Annotated in this window: 18 protein-coding genes; 5 read left to right on the top strand and 13 right to left on the bottom strand. The window is 70.4% G+C overall.

Annotated elements, in window-relative coordinates; translation table 11 throughout:
• The first annotated feature begins 127 nt into the window (after positions 1-127).
• The gene (locus ACWIHY_RS04540) at positions 128-685 is read left to right on the top strand and encodes a PPA1309 family protein (protein WP_454374412.1); all 558 of its coding nucleotides are present in this window, start codon (positions 128-130) and stop codon (positions 683-685) included.
• 63 nt (positions 686-748) lie between these two features.
• On the opposite strand, the gene ACWIHY_RS04535 is transcribed toward ACWIHY_RS04540, so the two are convergent.
• The 4 genes from ACWIHY_RS04535 to ACWIHY_RS04520 form a co-directional block, all read right to left on the bottom strand.
• Positions 749-1,837: a YlbL family protein gene (locus ACWIHY_RS04535; protein WP_454374114.1), complete on the bottom strand. Its 1,089-nt coding sequence runs from the start codon at positions 1,835-1,837 to the stop codon at positions 749-751.
• Between the two features lie 99 nt (positions 1,838-1,936).
• A complete protein-coding gene (locus ACWIHY_RS04530) occupies positions 1,937-2,107 on the bottom strand; it encodes a hypothetical protein (protein ID WP_454374113.1) in 171 nt (56 codons plus the stop codon).
• 139 nt (positions 2,108-2,246) lie between these two features.
• Positions 2,247-2,708 carry a molybdenum cofactor biosynthesis protein MoaE gene (locus ACWIHY_RS04525; protein ID WP_454374112.1) on the bottom strand — a complete coding sequence of 154 codons (462 nt, stop codon included), beginning with the start codon at positions 2,706-2,708 and terminating at the stop codon, positions 2,247-2,249.
• An 80-nt stretch (positions 2,709-2,788) separates the two neighbouring features.
• Positions 2,789-3,922: an SDR family oxidoreductase gene (locus ACWIHY_RS04520; protein ID WP_454374111.1), complete on the bottom strand. Its 1,134-nt coding sequence runs from the start codon at positions 3,920-3,922 to the stop codon at positions 2,789-2,791.
• Positions 3,923-4,113: 191 nt separating this feature from the next.
• Here ACWIHY_RS04520 and ACWIHY_RS04515 point away from each other — a divergent pair, with 191 nt between their 5' ends.
• On the top strand, positions 4,114-5,574 hold the full coding sequence (locus ACWIHY_RS04515; protein WP_454374110.1) for a zinc-dependent metalloprotease: 1,461 nt from the start codon (positions 4,114-4,116) through the stop codon (positions 5,572-5,574).
• Positions 5,571-6,092 carry an NUDIX hydrolase gene (locus tag ACWIHY_RS04510; RefSeq protein WP_454374109.1) on the top strand — a complete coding sequence of 174 codons (522 nt, stop codon included), beginning with the start codon at positions 5,571-5,573 and terminating at the stop codon, positions 6,090-6,092. Before ACWIHY_RS04515 ends, ACWIHY_RS04510 begins: the two co-directional genes overlap by 4 nt.
• Before the next feature lie 76 nt (positions 6,093-6,168).
• Here the strand turns inward: ACWIHY_RS04510 and ACWIHY_RS04505 are convergent, their stop codons facing one another.
• The 4 genes from ACWIHY_RS04505 to ACWIHY_RS04490 all read right to left on the bottom strand — a co-directional run bounded on the left by ACWIHY_RS04505 (position 6,169) and on the right by ACWIHY_RS04490 (position 9,923).
• On the bottom strand, positions 6,169-6,924 hold the full coding sequence (locus ACWIHY_RS04505; protein WP_454374108.1) for an AIM24 family protein: 756 nt from the start codon (positions 6,922-6,924) through the stop codon (positions 6,169-6,171).
• Between the two features lie 19 nt (positions 6,925-6,943).
• A complete protein-coding gene (locus ACWIHY_RS04500) occupies positions 6,944-7,624 on the bottom strand; it encodes an AIM24 family protein (protein ID WP_454374107.1) in 681 nt (226 codons plus the stop codon).
• An 11-nt stretch (positions 7,625-7,635) separates the two neighbouring features.
• Positions 7,636-9,240, bottom strand: a complete 1,605-nt coding sequence (locus tag ACWIHY_RS04495; RefSeq protein WP_454374106.1) for a TerD family protein — start codon at positions 9,238-9,240, stop codon at positions 7,636-7,638.
• A 107-nt stretch (positions 9,241-9,347) separates the two neighbouring features.
• The gene (locus ACWIHY_RS04490) at positions 9,348-9,923 is read right to left on the bottom strand and encodes a SprT-like domain-containing protein (RefSeq protein ID WP_454374105.1); all 576 of its coding nucleotides are present in this window, start codon (positions 9,921-9,923) and stop codon (positions 9,348-9,350) included.
• 210 nt (positions 9,924-10,133) lie between these two features.
• On the opposite strand from ACWIHY_RS04490, the gene ACWIHY_RS04485 reads away from it, so the two are divergent.
• Positions 10,134-11,288, top strand: a complete 1,155-nt coding sequence (locus ACWIHY_RS04485) for a ThiF family adenylyltransferase (RefSeq protein WP_454374104.1) — start codon at positions 10,134-10,136, stop codon at positions 11,286-11,288.
• A 42-nt stretch (positions 11,289-11,330) separates the two neighbouring features.
• A complete protein-coding gene (locus ACWIHY_RS04480; RefSeq protein WP_454374103.1) occupies positions 11,331-12,740 on the top strand; it encodes an ABC1 kinase family protein in 1,410 nt (469 codons plus the stop codon).
• A 9-nt stretch (positions 12,741-12,749) separates the two neighbouring features.
• Here ACWIHY_RS04480 and ACWIHY_RS04475 read toward each other — a convergent pair whose 3' ends face one another.
• The 5 genes from ACWIHY_RS04475 to ACWIHY_RS04455 all read right to left on the bottom strand — a co-directional run bounded on the left by ACWIHY_RS04475 (position 12,750) and on the right by ACWIHY_RS04455 (position 16,677).
• Positions 12,750-12,977, bottom strand: a complete 228-nt coding sequence (locus ACWIHY_RS04475) for a hypothetical protein (protein ID WP_454374102.1) — start codon at positions 12,975-12,977, stop codon at positions 12,750-12,752.
• Between the two features lie 129 nt (positions 12,978-13,106).
• Positions 13,107-13,430: a hypothetical protein gene (locus ACWIHY_RS04470; protein WP_028811771.1), complete on the bottom strand. Its 324-nt coding sequence runs from the start codon at positions 13,428-13,430 to the stop codon at positions 13,107-13,109.
• Positions 13,427-13,804, bottom strand: a complete 378-nt coding sequence (locus ACWIHY_RS04465) for a WhiB family transcriptional regulator (RefSeq protein ID WP_454374101.1) — start codon at positions 13,802-13,804, stop codon at positions 13,427-13,429. Before ACWIHY_RS04465 ends, ACWIHY_RS04470 begins: the two co-directional genes overlap by 4 nt.
• Before the next feature lie 158 nt (positions 13,805-13,962).
• Entirely contained in the window at positions 13,963-14,262 is a 300-nt protein-coding gene (locus ACWIHY_RS04460; protein WP_454374411.1) for a hypothetical protein, read from the bottom strand.
• Positions 14,263-14,445: 183 nt separating this feature from the next.
• On the bottom strand, positions 14,446-16,677 hold the full coding sequence (locus ACWIHY_RS04455) for an ATP-dependent DNA helicase UvrD2 (protein ID WP_454374100.1): 2,232 nt from the start codon (positions 16,675-16,677) through the stop codon (positions 14,446-14,448).
• Between the last annotated feature and the right edge of the window lie 5 nt (positions 16,678-16,682).

The following is a 16,682-nucleotide window of genomic DNA, read 5'->3' as shown; positions in this document are numbered from 1 at the left end:
CAAGGTGCGCACCTCGAAAGTTCGCTGTCGTAGAAGCAGGCTCCGCGATCGTAGAGCCCACTCATGCAACTTACTGAAGCTTTACTCAGTTCCCGCTTTGGGGTCCGAAGGAGGCAGGATGTCGACCATGTCCAACGTTTCCCCCTCCGGGCCCCCCATGGCCACGAGCCCGCTCACCCGCGCCGTGCTCGAAATCGACGAATACACCTCCGGCCTCGGCTGGGACCAGCCCGCCCGGCTGTTCGCCCTCGTCGACACCGCCCAGCTGCGTGCTCAGGAGCCGGGCCTCGCCGCCCAGCTCGGTCTCGCCGAGGGTGAGCCGGCTGCCACGCTCACGCCCATCGAGCAGGAAGAGATCCCGTCGGGCACCGCGCTCGACGAGTTCCTCGCCACGATCGCCTGGCCCGACGCGGTGGCCGGCTGCGCGCTGACGGTGGAGCGGCTGATGCTTCCGCCGTCCGCCGAGGCGTCCGTACCCGAGGGCCTCAACGAGGCCCAGCTGGCGAAGTGGGTCGCGAAGCACCCCGACCGTCAGGAGGTCCGCATGACGGTGGCCGTGCTGCGCAACGGCGTACGCGAGTCCGCGCTGCGGCTGCGGGAGAAGGACTCCCCGACCGAGGTGCTCACCGGAGCGATGCTTGTTCCGGGTCTCGCCGAGGCCCTGGCCGCGACCTTCGAGGCGTAGCCACCGCAACGCCCTGTGGGGGCACGGCCGCCGCTTGCCGGTGGTCGTGCCCGTCGTGCGCCGTCAGCCCGTCGTGCACTGCGGCAGGCCGGCCGTGTCCCCCTCGCGGATCTTCTCCAGCGACTTCTTCGCGTCGTCGATCGTCTCGACCTCCACCAGGGTGAGGCCGTCGGGAATGTCGGCGGCCGCGGAGGCGCAGTTCTCGGCGGGCGTCAGGAAGTACTGGGCGCCCGCGTTGCGCGCGCCGACGGTCTTCATCTCGATGCCGCCGATCGGGCCGACCTTGCCGGCCTCGTCGATCGTGCCGGTGCCCGCCACGAACTTTCCGCCGGTCAGCGGACCGGGCGTGAGCTTGTCGACGATGCCGAGCGAGAACATCAGGCCCGCGCTGGGGCCGCCGACGTCCGCCAGCTTGATGTCGATGCTGAACGGGAAGGTGTGGTCCGGACCCGCCTGGATGCCGACGATGGCTCGGTCGTCGTCGTCGGCCTTCTCCGTGGTGATCGCGATGTCCTTGGTGCCCACCGGCTCCTTGCCGGCCTTCTCCGCCGCGGCCGCGTCCTGGGCGGGGACGATCGTGAAGACGACCTTCTCCGTGGGCTTGTGCTTGGTGACGAGCTTGGCGACGTCCGCGGGGTCCTTGACCGCCGCACCGTCCACGGCCTTGATGACATCGCCCGCGTGCAGCTTGCCCTCGGCAGGGCTGTTCTTGAGAACGGTCGACACCACGACCCGGGTCTGCACCGGGATGCCCAGGGCCCGCAGAGCGGCGGTCTTCGCGCTCTCCTGGGACTGGCTGAACTCCTCGGCATTCTCCTGCGTCGACTGCTCTTCCGTCTTGCCGTCCGGATAGAGGGTGTCGTGCGGAACCACCACACTGTCGTGCGCCAGCCAGCCGTAGACCGCCTCGACGAGGTTCATCTTGTAGTCCGCGCCGGTGACTCTGACCGTCGTCATATTGAGATGGCCGCTCGCGGGGTACGTCTTGCGACCGGAGATCTGCAGTACCGGCTCGCCCTTGGCCTCGCCCAGAGTGTTCACCGTCGGACCGGGAGACATCTCCGAGTACGGGACTGTGATGAATACGCCCGCGCACAGCAGCGCGATCAGGATGAGGGTGGAGGCGAGCATCGTCGCTGTGCGGCGTGGCATGGAACGACAGTACGGGACGGGTCTGTCAGTACACCGCTGGGGCCGGTCCGTACGGGGCCTGTGGGCTCGGACGTACGGTCGGATCCGCTTCACGCGTCGTCAGACGGCACCGGTGCCGGAGTGGGACTTCTCCATCGCCTCACGGAACCGCGCGTAGCCGGCGAGTTCGGAGACGTCGCCGGCCGTTCGATTTCTGGCTGCCCAGCTTCCCCATATCGCAGCACCAAGTGCAGCGAACAGCGGAATCAGCAACCACGCGAGTGCCGCCATCCCGACCTCCCGACCCCTAGGGACCGACCGCATTCGGCCGATCAGCAGATTAGCCACCGGTGCGTCCAACGCTCACGGCAGGGGCCCGGTTACGCAAATCGGGGCGGCTGGGCGTCACCCAGGTTTCAGGGAAGATCACTCAGCATGCGCCGACCCACTCCTCCGTCCCGTCGGAGAAGGTCTGGTGCTTCCAGATAGGCACTTCGTGCTTGAGATCGTCGATCAGCCTGCGGCAGGCCTCGAAAGCCTCGCCCCGGTGCGGGCAGGAGACCGCCACGACGACCGCGAGGTCGCCGACCTCCAGGTCACCCACCCGGTGGACGGCCGCCAGGGCGCGTACGGGGAAATCCGCGGCGACCTTTTCGGCCACACGGCGTAGCTCGTCCTCGGCGGACGGGTGACAGGAGTAGCCGAGCTTGTCCACGTCGGCACCCCCGTCGTGATTGCGCACGGTGCCGACGAACAGCGCCGTGCCGCCCGCGGCGCCGTCCCCGACGGCTCTGAAGATCTCGTCGACCGAGAGCGGGGTGTCGCGGATCGCCAGCAGCCGGATGGGGTCCTGTGCCGCCTGCTCGCCCGGGTGGGAGTACGTGCCTGCCATGCTGCCCATCGTGCCGTACCGCACTGACATTGCGGAATAGCGCTTTCGACCGGCTGTACGGACCCCGGGTATGGAGGGTCCTACATGCGGCCCCTGGCCTTGCGTACGCGGCGTACCAGCGCGGCCGTGCCCAGCAGCGCGACCGTGGCGCCCGCGGCGCCCGCCGCCGTGGCGTCCTTGCGGCCGAGGCGGCGGCCCGCGACGGTGTGCCGGCCCGCGACCTCCTCCAGCAGTTCGGTGAGTACCTCCTCGTTGGTCCACTGAGGCCGCCAGCCCGCCTCGTGGAGCCTGCTCACGCTCACCACCCACGGGTGCATCGTGTACGCGAGGTCCCCGGCCGGAGACGGCGTGAGGCCGATCCGGTGCAGCCGGGCGGCGGCGCCCAGGGCGACCGCGGACGGCAGCTCCATGCGGCGGATGCCGCTGAGCTCCTCGACCTCCTCCTGCTCCAGCCAGCCGTCGCAGCCGACCGCCAGCTCGCCGTCGACCTTCTCCAGCGCGGCGTACTCCAGCGCGCCGACCAGGTCCTCGACGTGGCAGAACTGCCAGGTGGGGCGGGAGCCGGCGACGACCAGGAGGCGGGGCGACTCGAAGTACCGGGTGAGCGCGGTGTCCGTTCCGCCGACCAGGACGGCGGGGCGGACCACGGTGACGTTCAGACCGGGGTGCGCGCGGGGCGCCCGGCGGCCGAGGCGTTCGATTTCCAGGAGGTCGCCGACACCAGCCGCCTCGGCGGTGGCGCGCAGCTCCGCGTCCTCCGAGAGCGGGATGTCGTTGTCGGGCAGGGCGCCGTAGACCATCGCGGACGTGCACAGCACGACCCGGTGGACCCCGGCGGCCGCGGCGGCGGTGAGCACCGTCTGGGTGCCCCGCACGTTGTACGCCGTACGGGCGGCGGGGTCCGACTCGAGGTCGAGGTCGAGCGCGAGGTGCACCACGACGTCGGCGCCCCGCAGCTTCTCCGCGATGGCCGGGTCGCGTACGTCCAGGATGTGCCACTGCGCCTCGGCCACATCGCCGCGGCGCTCGTCGATGGCGACGACCTGTTTGATCTCCTCGGACTCGGCAAGGCGCCGGGTGAGCAGCGCGCCGATGCCCGACGCGGCACCCGTGACCGCGACGACGGGACCGCGGGCTGTCGGGGTTGAGTCGTTTCGCCTCTGGCGAACTTCAGCGCTCTGTGATGCGCGAACCTGCGGATCTGGGGAACTCACCGGGCGTCTCCAGCGGTTGTCTTCAGTACGTACACGCCTTGGCGCGTACGTACCAGGTGGCGTCCATCCTGCCGCAGGCAGAGTCCCGGCGAAGCACCGAGCCCTTCCCGGGCTTCGGTGTCTACGCTGGGTGGAGATGTCGGGCAGCTGCCGCCGGCCTGAGCCGGTGGCCTTACGAGCCGAGGAAACCCGTGAGTGACACCCCATTCGGATTCGGCCTTCCGCCGGAGGAGCCGGAGGACGGCGACGATGGCAAGAAGAAGGGCAGCGAGGGCGGTGGCCAGGGTGGCCAGGGTCCGGCGAACCCGTTCAGCGGGTTCGGCGGTCTGCCCGGCGGCTCGGGCGGCGCGGCCGGAGACAATCCGTTCGCCGCGATGTTCGGTTCGCTGAACCCGAACGACCTGGGCGCGGCCTTCCAGCAGCTCGGGCAGATGCTCAGCTACGAGGGCGGTCCCGTGAACTGGGACATGGCCAAGGACATCGCCCGCCAGACGGTCGCGCAGGGCACCGCCGACGGCAGCAAGGACTCCAGCGTGAGTCCCGGTGAGCGGTCCGCGGTCGAGGAGGCGGTGCGTCTGGCCGATCTGTGGCTGGACGGCGTGACCTCGCTGCCCTCCGGCGCGGCCACGGCGGTGGCGTGGAGCCGCGCGGAGTGGGTCGAGGCGACTCTGCCCGCGTGGAAGCAGCTGGTGGACCCGGTCGCCGAGCGCGTCGGGGCGGCCATGGGCGACGTACTGCCCGAGGAGATGCAGGCCATGGCGGGCCCGCTGCTCGGGATGATGCGGTCCATGGGCGGTGCGATGTTCGGCCAGCAGATCGGGCAGGCCGTGGGCGTGCTGGCGGGCGAGGTGGTCGGCTCGACCGACATCGGCCTGCCGCTGGGCCCGGCCGGCAAGGCCGCGCTGCTGCCGCTGAACATCGAGGCGTTCGGCAAGGACCTGGGCGTCGAGAAGAACGAGGTGCGGCTGTATCTGGCACTGCGCGAGGCCGCTCACCAGCGGCTTTTCGCCCATGTGCCGTGGCTGCGCTCGCATCTGTTCGGCGCGGTGGAGGGATACGCCCGCGGCATCCAGGTCGACACCTCGAAGCTGGAGGACGTGGTCGGCCAGCTCGACCCGTCGCACCCGGAGCAGCTCCAGGAGGCGCTCCAGCAGGGCATGTTCCAGCCGGAGGACACCCCGGCCCAGAAGGCCGCTCTGGCCCGTCTGGAGACGGCGCTGGCGCTCGTCGAGGGCTGGGTGGACGCCGTGGTGCACGAGGCGGCCAAGCCCCGGCTCACGTCGGCGGACGCGTTGCGCGAGACGCTGCGCAGGCGCCGCGCCTCCGGCGGTCCGGCAGAGCAGACTTTCGCCACGCTGATCGGCCTCGAGCTGCGTCCGCGTCGGCTGCGGGACGCGGCGCGGCTGTGGGCCTCGCTCACGGACGCGCGCGGCCTCGACGGCCGCGACGCCCTGTGGGAGCACCCGGACATGCTCCCGACGGCGGAGGACCTGGACGACCCGGACGGGTTCGTGCACCGGGAGCAGATGGACTTCTCCGAGCTCGACAAGATGCTCGGTGAGGCGGCCGGCGGCAGCGGGCAGAAGCCGGACCTGAAGAAGGACACGGACGGCGAGGACAACGACGACGCAGAGGGCGACAGCGACAAGTGACCCTGCACGACGACGCGCTCCTCGTACTGAAGCGCTACGAAGACCAGGAGGAAGTGCGCCGGACGTACCTGGATCACCTGTCGGCGCATCCGGACGGGATGTGGAAGGCCTGCGAGGCCGGACATCTCACAGCGAGTGCGCTGGTCGTCGATCCGGAACGCGGGCGCGTGCTGCTGACGCTGCACAAGAAGCTGAACATGTGGCTCCAGATGGGCGGCCACTGCGAGCCGGGTGACACCACGCTCGAGGACGCGGCGCTGCGCGAGGCCACGGAGGAGTCCGGCATCCCGGGGCTGACGCTGCTGCCCGTCGGCCCGGTGCGGCTGGACCGGCACCCGATTCCTGCGCCCTGCAACTGGCACCTCGACGTGCAGTACGCGGCGCTGGCGCCGGGTGGTGCGGTGGAGGCGATCAGCGAGGAGTCGCTGGACCTGCGCTGGTTCGCGTACGACGAGGTGGCGGGCGTGGCCGACGAGTCGGTCGTACGGCTGATGGAACGGACCCGCGCGGCGCTGTAGACGGACGTAGGCGCACAGGTAGGTAGGGGGCGGACTCCCTGGAGCCCGCCCCTTACCTATGCCTTTCGGGTGGCGATCAGTTCCAGGCGTTGTTCTGGTTCTGGCCACGGGCGCCCTGCTGGCCCGCGCCGAACTGCGCGGCGATGCCCTGTCCCAGCTGTGCGTCCTGCGGCGGCATCACCTCGCTCGGCTGCACGAGCGCGAAGCCCTGCCCGAGGAAGCTGAGTTCCCAGCCCTCGCCGGTGTTGCCACGCCGCCGACGCACGTTCGACGAGTGCGTCTGGGCCTGCATCTGCACTCGCAGGGAGCTGGACCAGGCGACGATCGCGTCGGCGTCGGCGTTGACGTACTTCTCCGGCGTGACCTGAAGCATCAGCGGCTGGCCCGAGGTCATCAGCGCGACCTTGCCCTGCCCGGTGATGTTGAGCTGGTACTTGCCCGTGCCGGAGATGCCGTACTGGCTGTCCACGGCGATGACCTCGGTGTGGAGTGCGGAGTCCAGCGCCAGGACGTAGGCGCTGTCCACGGTCATGCCCTCGCGGTCGACGTCCACGAGGTGGACGTACTGCGCGAGATTGGCGAGGTAGACGGTGCCCTGCCCGGAGCAGCGCATCAGGTCGAGGCCCTCACCGGTATTGGCACGGGCGCGCCGCTGGCCGTGCGACTGGTACTCGCCGTCGAAATCGATGAGCCCCTGGTACGCGACCATGGCGCCCTTGCGCGCGAGGATGTCGTCGTGGCCGGTCAGCGAGACCCGCAGGAGTTGCGGGTTCTGCACCGTGTACCGGTCCTGGGACTGCTGTTCGGTGTGACTGAAAAGCGGGCTCTGCATGGTGTGTTCTCGCTCCCCCTCAGCCCCGGACCCGCAGGCGGTCGGTGCTGTCCTCGCTCGGCTGTACGACGACGATTCCCTCGCCGGAGAAGGCCATCTGGTACGCCTCTCCGCTGCCCCGCCCGACGAGGGCGGACGCCTTGAAGCTGCGCTTGCCCTTCACCTTGAGGTTCGGGGACCAGGCGACAAGGGCGTCGGGGTCGACGTACGTCTCGTCCTCGCCGCGGCCGCACTCGACGACGATCGGCGTACCGCGCGAGGTCAGGGCGACCCATCCGGTGCCCGCGATCTCGACGTTCCACAGGCCCTGTCCGGCGAACTTCGCCATGCCCTTGACCTTCTCCACGCCCCACTGGAGGTGCGCGTCGAAGGCCAGCACGTTGCTGCCGTTGACCGAGAGCGAGTCGTTGTTGAGATTGATGACGACGACGTCCGCGCCGTAGTCGGCCAGGTAGAGGAGACCGTCACCAGCGCACTTCATGACGGGCGCGCCCTCGCCGGTGACCCACTGGGACGCGATCTGGCGTACGGCGGGCGGGTTCGGCTCGTACTGGATGAAGCCCTCGTACGCCACCATCGAGCCGGTGCGCGCGTAGAGGTCCTGGCCGGTCGCCATGGCGACCTTGAGCATCGAGCGCCCGTGGTTCTCCATACGGGCCGCGATCGGGGTCGGGGCGAAGCCCGCGAGTTGCTGATTCATGACGGGCTCCCTCAGACCTCGTAGGGCTGGACGACGATGAAGTTTCCGGGCGCTCCCCGGAACTGCAGGTTGACGGTCTCTCCGCTGTGGCCCGGGTAGGCGTTGCGGCGCAGCCGCACCTGGCTGGAAAGGATCACCTGGGACGCGGACGACCAGGCGACGACGGCGTTGGCGTCGGCGAACGTGGTCGGCGTGACCGGCAGGACGACCGGGATGCCGTTCGTCTTCACGACGACCGTGCCCGTTCCCTGGAACTGCATGGTGAACAGGGCACCGCCGGGGATGCCGTGGCCCTCGATGCGGCGGACCTCGTACTGCAGCGACTCGTCGAACGCGAGAACGTTCTCGGCGGAGACGCAGATGCCGTCGCCCTGGAGCTCGATGGGATGCAGGTTCGCGCCGTTCTCCGCCAGGAAGACCTGGCCCCGCCCGGAGCAGCGCATCAACTGCATCTCCTGGCCGGTCGCGTTGCCCACGATGCGGCCGGTGAAGCCGGCGCCCTTGTGGCTGAAGTCGACCTTGCCCTGATACATCACCATGCTGCCCTGGCGGGCGAGAATCGGCGTACCGCCCATGCCGAGTTCGACGCGCATGAGCTGCTGGTTCTGCGGGGTCCAGCGCTGGCCGGTGGCTGCCTCGCGGTACGGCTGGAGGGCCGCCTCGAGGCCACCGCCGCCCTGCGGGGCGCCCTGGGGCACGCCCGGCGGCATGCCCTGGGGCTGGCCGTAGGGGGCGGGCTGGCCGTAACCGGCCGGCTGGGCCTGGCCGGGGACCTGCCCCGGCACCTGTCCGGGGACCTGCCCGAACTGCGGCGGCTGTCCGTACGGCGACGGAGTCATCGGCGGTACGGCGCCACCCTGCGGCGGCATCGCCATCGGCGCCGCGACGGTCGGTGCCACGTGCATCTGCGGGGCGGGGTGCTGCTGCTGGGCAGGCTGCGGCGGCGGGGCGAAGCCCTGCGCCGGGGCCGGGGCGGGCGCGGGGGCCGGCGGCGCGGTGGGTGCGCCGAAGGACGGTGCGGGCTGCGCTGCCTGGGGCGGCGGGGCGAAGGCGGGGGTCGCGCCCTCCGGTTGCGCGGCCGACTGCTCCTCGGCCACCTCGCCGCCGAAGTTCTTCAGCAGGGCGTCGAGCCCGCCGTCGAAGCCCTGGCCGACAGCGGCGAACCGCCACACGTCCTTGAGGTAGAAGTCGCCCAGCATCACGGCGCGCTCGGTGGTGAATTCCGAACCCGTGAAGGCGTACCTGACGACCTCTTCGCCACCCGCGACGATCCGGATGTATCCGGGCCCCACCTGCGACATCTGCCCCGCGCCGTCGATCGTCGCGGTGAAGGAGAGCCGGTGGATGTTCGCCGGGATGCGGTCCAGCGTGACGCGGAACGACTCGGTGTCACCCGACTGCGTGCCGAGGAGCTGGATCGACTCCTCGGGCGACTTCGGCTGATTGAAGAAGATGAAATACCGGTCGTCCGAGAGCTGCTCGTTGGCGTCGAGCCCGAAGCAGCTGATGTCGAAGGTCAGTCCGGGCGCCGCGATCTGCACACCTACGTACAGATCCGTACCCGCTGTGAGGTCACTGATCTTGGCCTTGTGGCCGCGTTGAAATTCCCTGGCCATGCGTAACGACCGTCCCCCATCCCGAGGTGAATGCGTCGCGTCAGGCTAACCTGCGAATGCCGACATCCGGCCAAGCCGGTACACACTCGGTACAGAATCACCGAACGTCACTCGGTGCGTGCGCCCGGAAGGTGCGGCAACCGCTCGGCGGCGACCACTCCTTCGAGGTAGCCGCGGGCGCGCTCGGTGCGCGGGTACGCCTCCAGGAGCCGCCAGAAGCGGGGGCCGTGGCCCGGTACGAGCAGGTGGGCGAGCTCGTGCACGAGCACGTAGTCGACGACGTACTCGGGCATGCCCTGGAGACGGTGCGAAAGGCGGATGCTGCCTTCGGCCGGGGTGCAGGATCCCCAGCGGGTGTTCTGGTTCGTCACCCAGCGCACGGAGACGGGGCACGCCCTGCCGTCGAAGTACTGGACGGACAGCCGGCGGGCGCGCTCGGCGAGCTCGGCGTCACCGAAGACGCGCTTGTTCTCCTGAGCCGCGAGCTTGTCGAGCATCACGGTCACCCAGCGCTGCTCCTCTGCCTCCGACATCCGGTCGGGGATGAGCACAATCGTGCGGTCGCCCTCCCGGTACGCGGAGACCGTCCTGCTGCGACGGGCGCTTCTGCGGACCTCGACAGCGCTCGACCGCGCACCGCGGGGCGGCTGAGGTGTCGCACTGTGCAGAGGGTCGACGGGCACGCCACGACGTTACCCGCTGTCAGTGGCGGAAGTCCCACCTCCGGATGGTTCGAACGCGATCCACTCCCGGGAGTGCGGCATTTGAACAACCGGTACGACTTGTACGACGAATGCACAGCACCTGTGGACAACTTTCGTCACCCTTTGACCGCGCCGTGCATTCTGAGGTCCGAGAGCGGATCGTGCGACTGACCGACGGGGGACGGCGATATGCATCCGATGGTGAAGCCCGCGCTGCGGCGCGCATGGCGGGACCGGCAGACCGTGCAATTCGGCATGACGCTCACGCACGCGGTCACCGTGGGCCCGGTGGATACGGCGACGGGCAGCTTCCTCGGCCTTCTCGACGGGACCCGCGGCCTTCCGCTGCTGCGGGAGGAGGCACGGGCGATGGGGTTGCCCGACGGGCGGGTGGACGACCTCGTGGCCAGGCTGACGGCGGCGGGCCTGATCGACGATGCGACGGCGGGCGGCGCGGGGGCGGACGAACTGCGGGGGCGCGCCGAAGTGTTCGACCGGCTGCGCCCCGACCTGGCCTCTCTTTCGGTGGTCCACTGCGAACCGGGCGGCGGGGCACGGCGCTTGGCGGCGCGGCGGGCGATGCGGGTCCAGGTGCGGGGCGCCGGGCGGGTCGGCGCGACAATCGCGTCGGTGCTGGCCGCCGGGGGCGTGGGGCGGGTCGAAGTGCTGGACGGCGGGTGTACGGAGCCCTGGGACATCGCGCCGGGTGGGCTGGGCGCGGAGTCGGTGGGCGGCCGACGGGATGTGGCGGCACGGCAGCTGGTGCGGTCGGCGGCGCCCGGCCGGCCCCCTCGTGCGACGGAGAACGCGGAAGCGGCGGGGCCCGTGGCCGGGGGCGAGCCGGGCCTTTCGCTGGTGATCGTGGCCCCCCGGGACGGGGCCGCCGCGTACGCGCCCGATCCCCTGGCCGCGGAGCCGTGGCTGCGTTCGGGAACTCCCCATCTTTATGCGGGGGTCGCCGAGGCGACGGGGGTGGTGGGGCCGCTGGTGCTGCCGGGCGGAAGTGCGTGTGCGGGCTGCATGGCGCTGGGGTGGGCGGACCGGGACCCGGGGTGGCTGCGGATGCTGGCGCAGTGGCGCTCCGGCCGGGGCGGGCCCGTACCGGCCTGCGACATCGGCCTGGCGACCTCGGTGGCGGGACTGGCGGCGGCGCACGCTCTCTCCTTCCTGGACGGTGAGCTGCCCGCCACCACGGGGGTCCGCTGGGAGGTCTCGATGCCGCTCCTCGACTGGCGGCAGGAACGGATGTCACCTCACCACGACTGCCCCTGCGGGGCTGGTGGGCAGACTCGGGGGGAGTGCGCCTCGGGCGCTGGGGAGCCACAGGACACAATGGCCGGGTGACCGTCGCAGGCGGCCACGGGTGTCTGGGATTTGGAGGGGCGCATGTCTGATCTTCCCCGGAAGGCGGTCACCCGTACCGCCAAGCTGGCGGCACTGCCACTGGGCTTCGCCGGTCGAGCCACCTGGGGCCTGGGCAAGCGAATCGGCGGCAAGTCGGCCGAAATAGTGGGCCGCGAGCTTCAACAACGTACGGCCGACCAGCTGTTCAAGGTCCTCGGCGAGTTGAAAGGGGGCGCTATGAAGCTGGGGCAGGCCCTGTCCGTCTTCGAGTCCGCGCTCCCTGAAGAGGTGGCCGGCCCGTACCGGGCGGCGCTGACGAAGCTCCAGGAAGCCGCGCCGCCGATGCCGACCCGCACGGTGCACGCGGTGCTGGAGCAGCGGCTCGGAGAGCAATGGCGCGAGCTGTTCCAGGAGTTCGAGGACAAGCCGTCGGCGGCGGCCTCGATCGGCCAGGTGCACCGGGCCGTGTGGCACGACGGGCGCGAGGTGGCCGTCAAGGTGCAGTACCCGGGAGCCGGGGAAGCCCTGCTCTCCGACCTGAACCAACTGAGCCGGTTCGCCCGGCTGCTCGGCCCGCTGGTGCCGGGGATGGACATCAAGCCGCTCATCACCGAGCTGCGCGACCGGGTGTCGGAGGAGCTGGACTACGAACTGGAGGCGGCTGCCCAGCGGCAGCACGCGGAGCAGTTCGCGGACGACCCGGACGTGGTCGTGCCCGACGTCGTGCACCAGAGCGATCAGGTGCTGGTCACCGAGTGGATCGACGGCATACCCATGGCCGACGTGATCGCGGACGGGACACCGGAACAGCGGAACCGGGCGGGGCAGCTGCTGGCCCGCTTCCTCTTCTCCGGGCCGGCCCGCACGGGCCTGCTGCACGCGGACCCGCACCCGGGCAACTTCCGGCTGATCCCGCTGGCGGCGGACGCGGAACTCGAGGACGGTGAGGAAGGTGAGGGCCATAGGGACGGGGCAGTCGGGCAATGGCGGCTCGGGGTCCTCGATTTCGGCACCGTGGACCGGCTGCCCGGCGGGCTGCCCGACACGATCGGCGCCTCACTGCGGATGACGATCGACGGTGAGGCCGAGGGGGTGTACGAGCTGCTCCGCGAGGAGGGCTTCGTGAAGGATTCCATCGATCTCGCCCCGGACGCGGTCCTGGACTATCTGCTGCCGATCATCGAGCCCGCACAGGCGGACGAGTTCACGTTCACCCGGGGCTGGATGCGCCAACAGGCGGCGCGGATCGCCGACATCCGCTCCCCCGCACACCAGTTGGGCAAGCAGCTCAATCTGCCCCCCTCCTACCTGCTGATCCACCGTGTGACCTTGAGCACCATCGGAGTGCTTTGCCAGCTGGGTGCGACCGTACGGATGCGTCAGGAACTCGAGGAGTGGCTGCCCGGCTTCGTCGCCGAAGGAGAAGAGGACGGCGCGGCGGCCGGGGCGTGAGCGAGCCGTTCACCACCAGGGCGAATCGAGCCGGCCCTCGATCGCTCTGAGGTTGGCGCGCGCGCACTCGTCGCAGAAGTAGTGACGGCGGCCGTTCTCCACGGAGCAGGTCCAGGTCGGTGGTGTGTTCTCGGAGGGCTTGCCGCAGCGGGAGCACACGATGGTCTCGTCACCCGGCTCTGCGGGGTCAGGAGGCTGCTCGGGAGTCCGGGGGTCCTCCCCGGGAGAACTCAGCACTCCGTGACGATATCCCCGACGGGGGCGCGGCGGTCGGTACAACGCACCTCGGGGGCCGGTCTGTTCGGACCGGCCCCCGAGGAGGGCTTCACCTGCTATGGCCTGCTGGGGCCGCTGGGTGCCTGCCTGTTACTGCATGACCGCCATGGCCAGGGCGCGGCGGGCGCGCAGGGAGACGCGCTCGGCGCGCCGCTGCATCCGCCGGGCGGCGACCAGGCGCACGGCCTGGTGTTCCGCCTCGGCTTCCCGCCTGCGTTCTTGCATATGGGCCCGGGCCAGGGCTTCTGGGATGAGTTGCATCTCGCGGTTCCTGTTCTGACGCGAGTCGTTCGCGCCGGTGATCGTGACGTCATGGGTAGCGGAGCCGAAGGGCTCGCTGGGGGAAGAGGTCATTGGGGCCTGCTTCTTGGGATCGTGCGTATGGGGTCGGTCGATGGTGCCGGTGACGTTCATGCCGCGACCGGGTTCTTGCGCGGGCGGCCACGCGGCCGCTTGCGGGCAACGACGACACCCTGGACGAACAGCTCGCCGCCCCAGACGCCCCAAGGCTCGCGGCGCTCCTTCGCACCGGCGAGGCAGGCCTCGACCAGCGGGCAGGTGCGGCAGAGCGACTTGGCGTACTCGACATCGGCCGGGGACTCGGCGAAGAAGACTTCCGGGTCGTACGAACGGCAGGGGACGGGCACGCCGAGGTTCTCGATGGCGTCGTCGAGCGCGGAGAGCGCGGTGAGGGGGGCCGGGGCAGTCAAGGTGAAGTCCTCCGTGAGACCGGGCGGGGTGATCGTTTGGGAAGGCGGTACGGACGGGGCGTGCGTTTCGAGTTGCACGGTGGTTGTTTCCTCGTCGAGTCGTTCCGGCCGGTCGGCCGGGTGGCGGTTGCTGTCCCGAGGCCCCTCCGCTCTGTTTCTCCCGTTCGGGAAAAACAGAAGGGCCGCGGATCCCTGGTGGGGTTCCGCGGCCCTGGAGGCGCCTGCCTGATCCTGGATCAGGCTGGATCACTCCAGGGTTCGAGCCCACGGAAGGCCCACATCGTGTGGTGCTGCGTCGTCTGCTTCTTGGATCCGGCACCGGCTGCCGCAAAGGCATAGGCCTTCGCCTGTGCCGCTGCTACTGCTGCTTCCGGTGCCTTGGTCGGTCGCTCATTGCGCGCCAGGACCAGGACGGGGAGGCTCGCGAGAGACGCCGGGCGGACGGCAGCAATGCCGGACACACCGGTGCCACGGAGCGAGGAGCCGAGCGGGCAGGTGGCGACGACCGAGCGATCGGTCATTTTGGTGAAGTTCATGAAGCTGGTCACTGGGCTCGCCTCCTCTCGGCGTCTCGGGGACCTGGTGGCACGAGGCCGGTCCCTACGTATTCGGATAAGTACAGCACGGAATCAGGGCTTCAGAGAAGTCGCTGTTCCCGTGGTTAAGAACCTATGGGGATTCCCCGGGCATGCGCAAACTATTTTTTCGACGAGTTTGTATCAGTCTTCCTCGTCGGCCCCTCCAAGGTCCTGACCTGCGCAGAGGGCCAACACATCGGCTCCGAAACGCTCCAGCTTGCGCGCGCCGACCCCAGAGATGACCGCCAGCTCGCCCGGCTCGCCCGGCGCTGCCTCGGCGATCGCCATCAACGTCTTGTCGGTGAAGACGCAGTACGCCGGCTGGCCGAGAAGCTGCGCCTGGCCGGCCCGCCAGTCGCGCAGCCGTTCGTACAGCGCCTCGTCCATGTCGGACGGGCAGTCGTCGCAGCGCATGAGCTTCACCTCACCTGCGTCGGTGAGGGTCTTCCCGCACACCCGGCACAGGGCCGAGCTGCGGCGCCTGCGTTTCGCGGCACCGCCCGTGCCCACGTCGGCGCCGCCTACGCCGGCGCCGCCCGTGCCGGTGACGCCCGTGCCGGTGACGCTGCCGCCGCGCAGGACGCCGCCGCGGCCGCCGGAGGCGGAGGAGCCGGGGCGCAGCCCGTTCAGGAAGCGGCTCGGGCCCCGGGAGGCGCGGCCGCCCGGGGAGCGGGACAGCGCCCAGGACAGGCCCAGGTGCACGCGGGCCCGTGTGACGCCGACGTACAGCAGGCGCCGCTCCTCCTCGACCTGCTCGTCGGTCTTGGCGTAGGTGATCGGCATCATGCCCTCGGTGAGACCGACCAGGAACACGGCGTCCCACTCCAGGCCCTTCGCGGAGTGCAGCGAGGCCAGGGTGACGCCCTGGACGGTGGGCGCGTGCTGGGTCGCCGCGCGCTCGTCCAGTTCGGTCACGAGGTCGGAGAGCGTCGCGGTGGGCCTGGTCTTCGCGAAGTCCTCGGCAAGGCGGACCAGCGCGGCCAGCGACTCCCACTGGTCACGCACCGCGCCGGATCCGGCCGGGGGGTTCGTGGTCCAGCCGTTGCCGCTGAGGACGGCGCGGGTCTGCGAGGGCAGGTCCACGACGTCGTCGAGCAGCGGATCGTTGTTCCCGAAGCGGGCGGCGCTGCGCAGACCGTTGATGGCCTTGCGCACCTCCTGGCGCTCGAAGAACCGCTCCGCGCCGCGCAGCTGGTAGGGCACCCCGGCGTCGGCCAGCGCCTGTTCGTAGACCTCGGACTGGGCGTTGATGCGGTACAGCACGGCGATCTCGCCGGCCGGGACGCCCGCCGCGACGAGGTCGCGGATGCGCCGGGCCGTGCCCTCGGCCTCGGCGGGCTCGTCCGCGTACTCCGTGTAGACGGGCTCGGGGCCCGGCTCCCGCTGGGAGACCAGCTCCAGGCGGTGCTCGGCTGCCCGGCCGCGCGCCTGACCGAGCAGACCGTTGGCCAGGTGGACGACCTGCGGCGTCGAGCGGTAGTCGCGGACCAGCTTCACCACGGTCGCGTCCGCGTACTTGGTGCGGAAGTCCAGCAGGTAGTCGGGGGTGGCGCCGGTGAAGGAGTAGATCGTCTGGCTGGCGTCGCCGACGACGCAGAGGTTCGACCGGTCCCCCAGCCACAGTTCGAGCAGCCGCTGCTGGAGTGGGCTGACGTCCTGGTACTCGTCCACCACGAAGTGCTGGTACTGACTGCGCACGTGGTCGGCGATGTCGTGCCGGTCCTGGAGGATGCCGACTGTGAGCAGCAGCACATCCTCAAAGTCGATCATGGATCGGTCGCGCTTGAGCTGCTCGTACATCGCGTAGATCTGGGAGATCTCCGCCGCGTCCCTCGGAGCGTCCCGGCCCGCCTTGGCGGCCACGGCCGGATAGTCGCCGGGGACGGTCTGCGTGACCTTCGCCCACTCGATCTCACCCGTCACGTCCCGCAGCTCGTTGCGGTCGAGGCGGACCCGGCAGCGGGCGGCCGCCTCGGCGACCAGCTGGATCTTGCGCTCGACGAGCCGGGGCAGATCGCCACCGACTGCTTTCGGCCAGAAGTACTGGAGCTGGCGGAGCGCCGCGGAGTGGAAGGTCCGCGCCTGGACGCCGCCCGCGCCGAGCTGACGGAGCCGACCGCGCATCTCCCCCGCGGCCCGGTTCGTGAACGTGACGGCCAGCACGCTGGCGGGCTGCAGAATCCCGGCGCGCACGCCGTATGCGATGCGGTGCGTGATGGCGCGCGTCTTGCCCGTGCCGGCTCCCGCCAGCACGCACACCGGACCGCTCAGGGCCGTCGCGACCTGGCGCTGCTCGGGGTCGAGGCCTTCGAGCACCGCGTCCGCCGAGTCGGGGACCTGCGGGAAAAGAGAGGAGTGCGTTGCTGCTGTCACCCCGC

The sequence above is a fragment of the Streptomyces sp. NPDC055287 genome, assembly GCF_053646035.1.
This window is presented reverse-complemented; position numbering and strand designations above follow the sequence as displayed.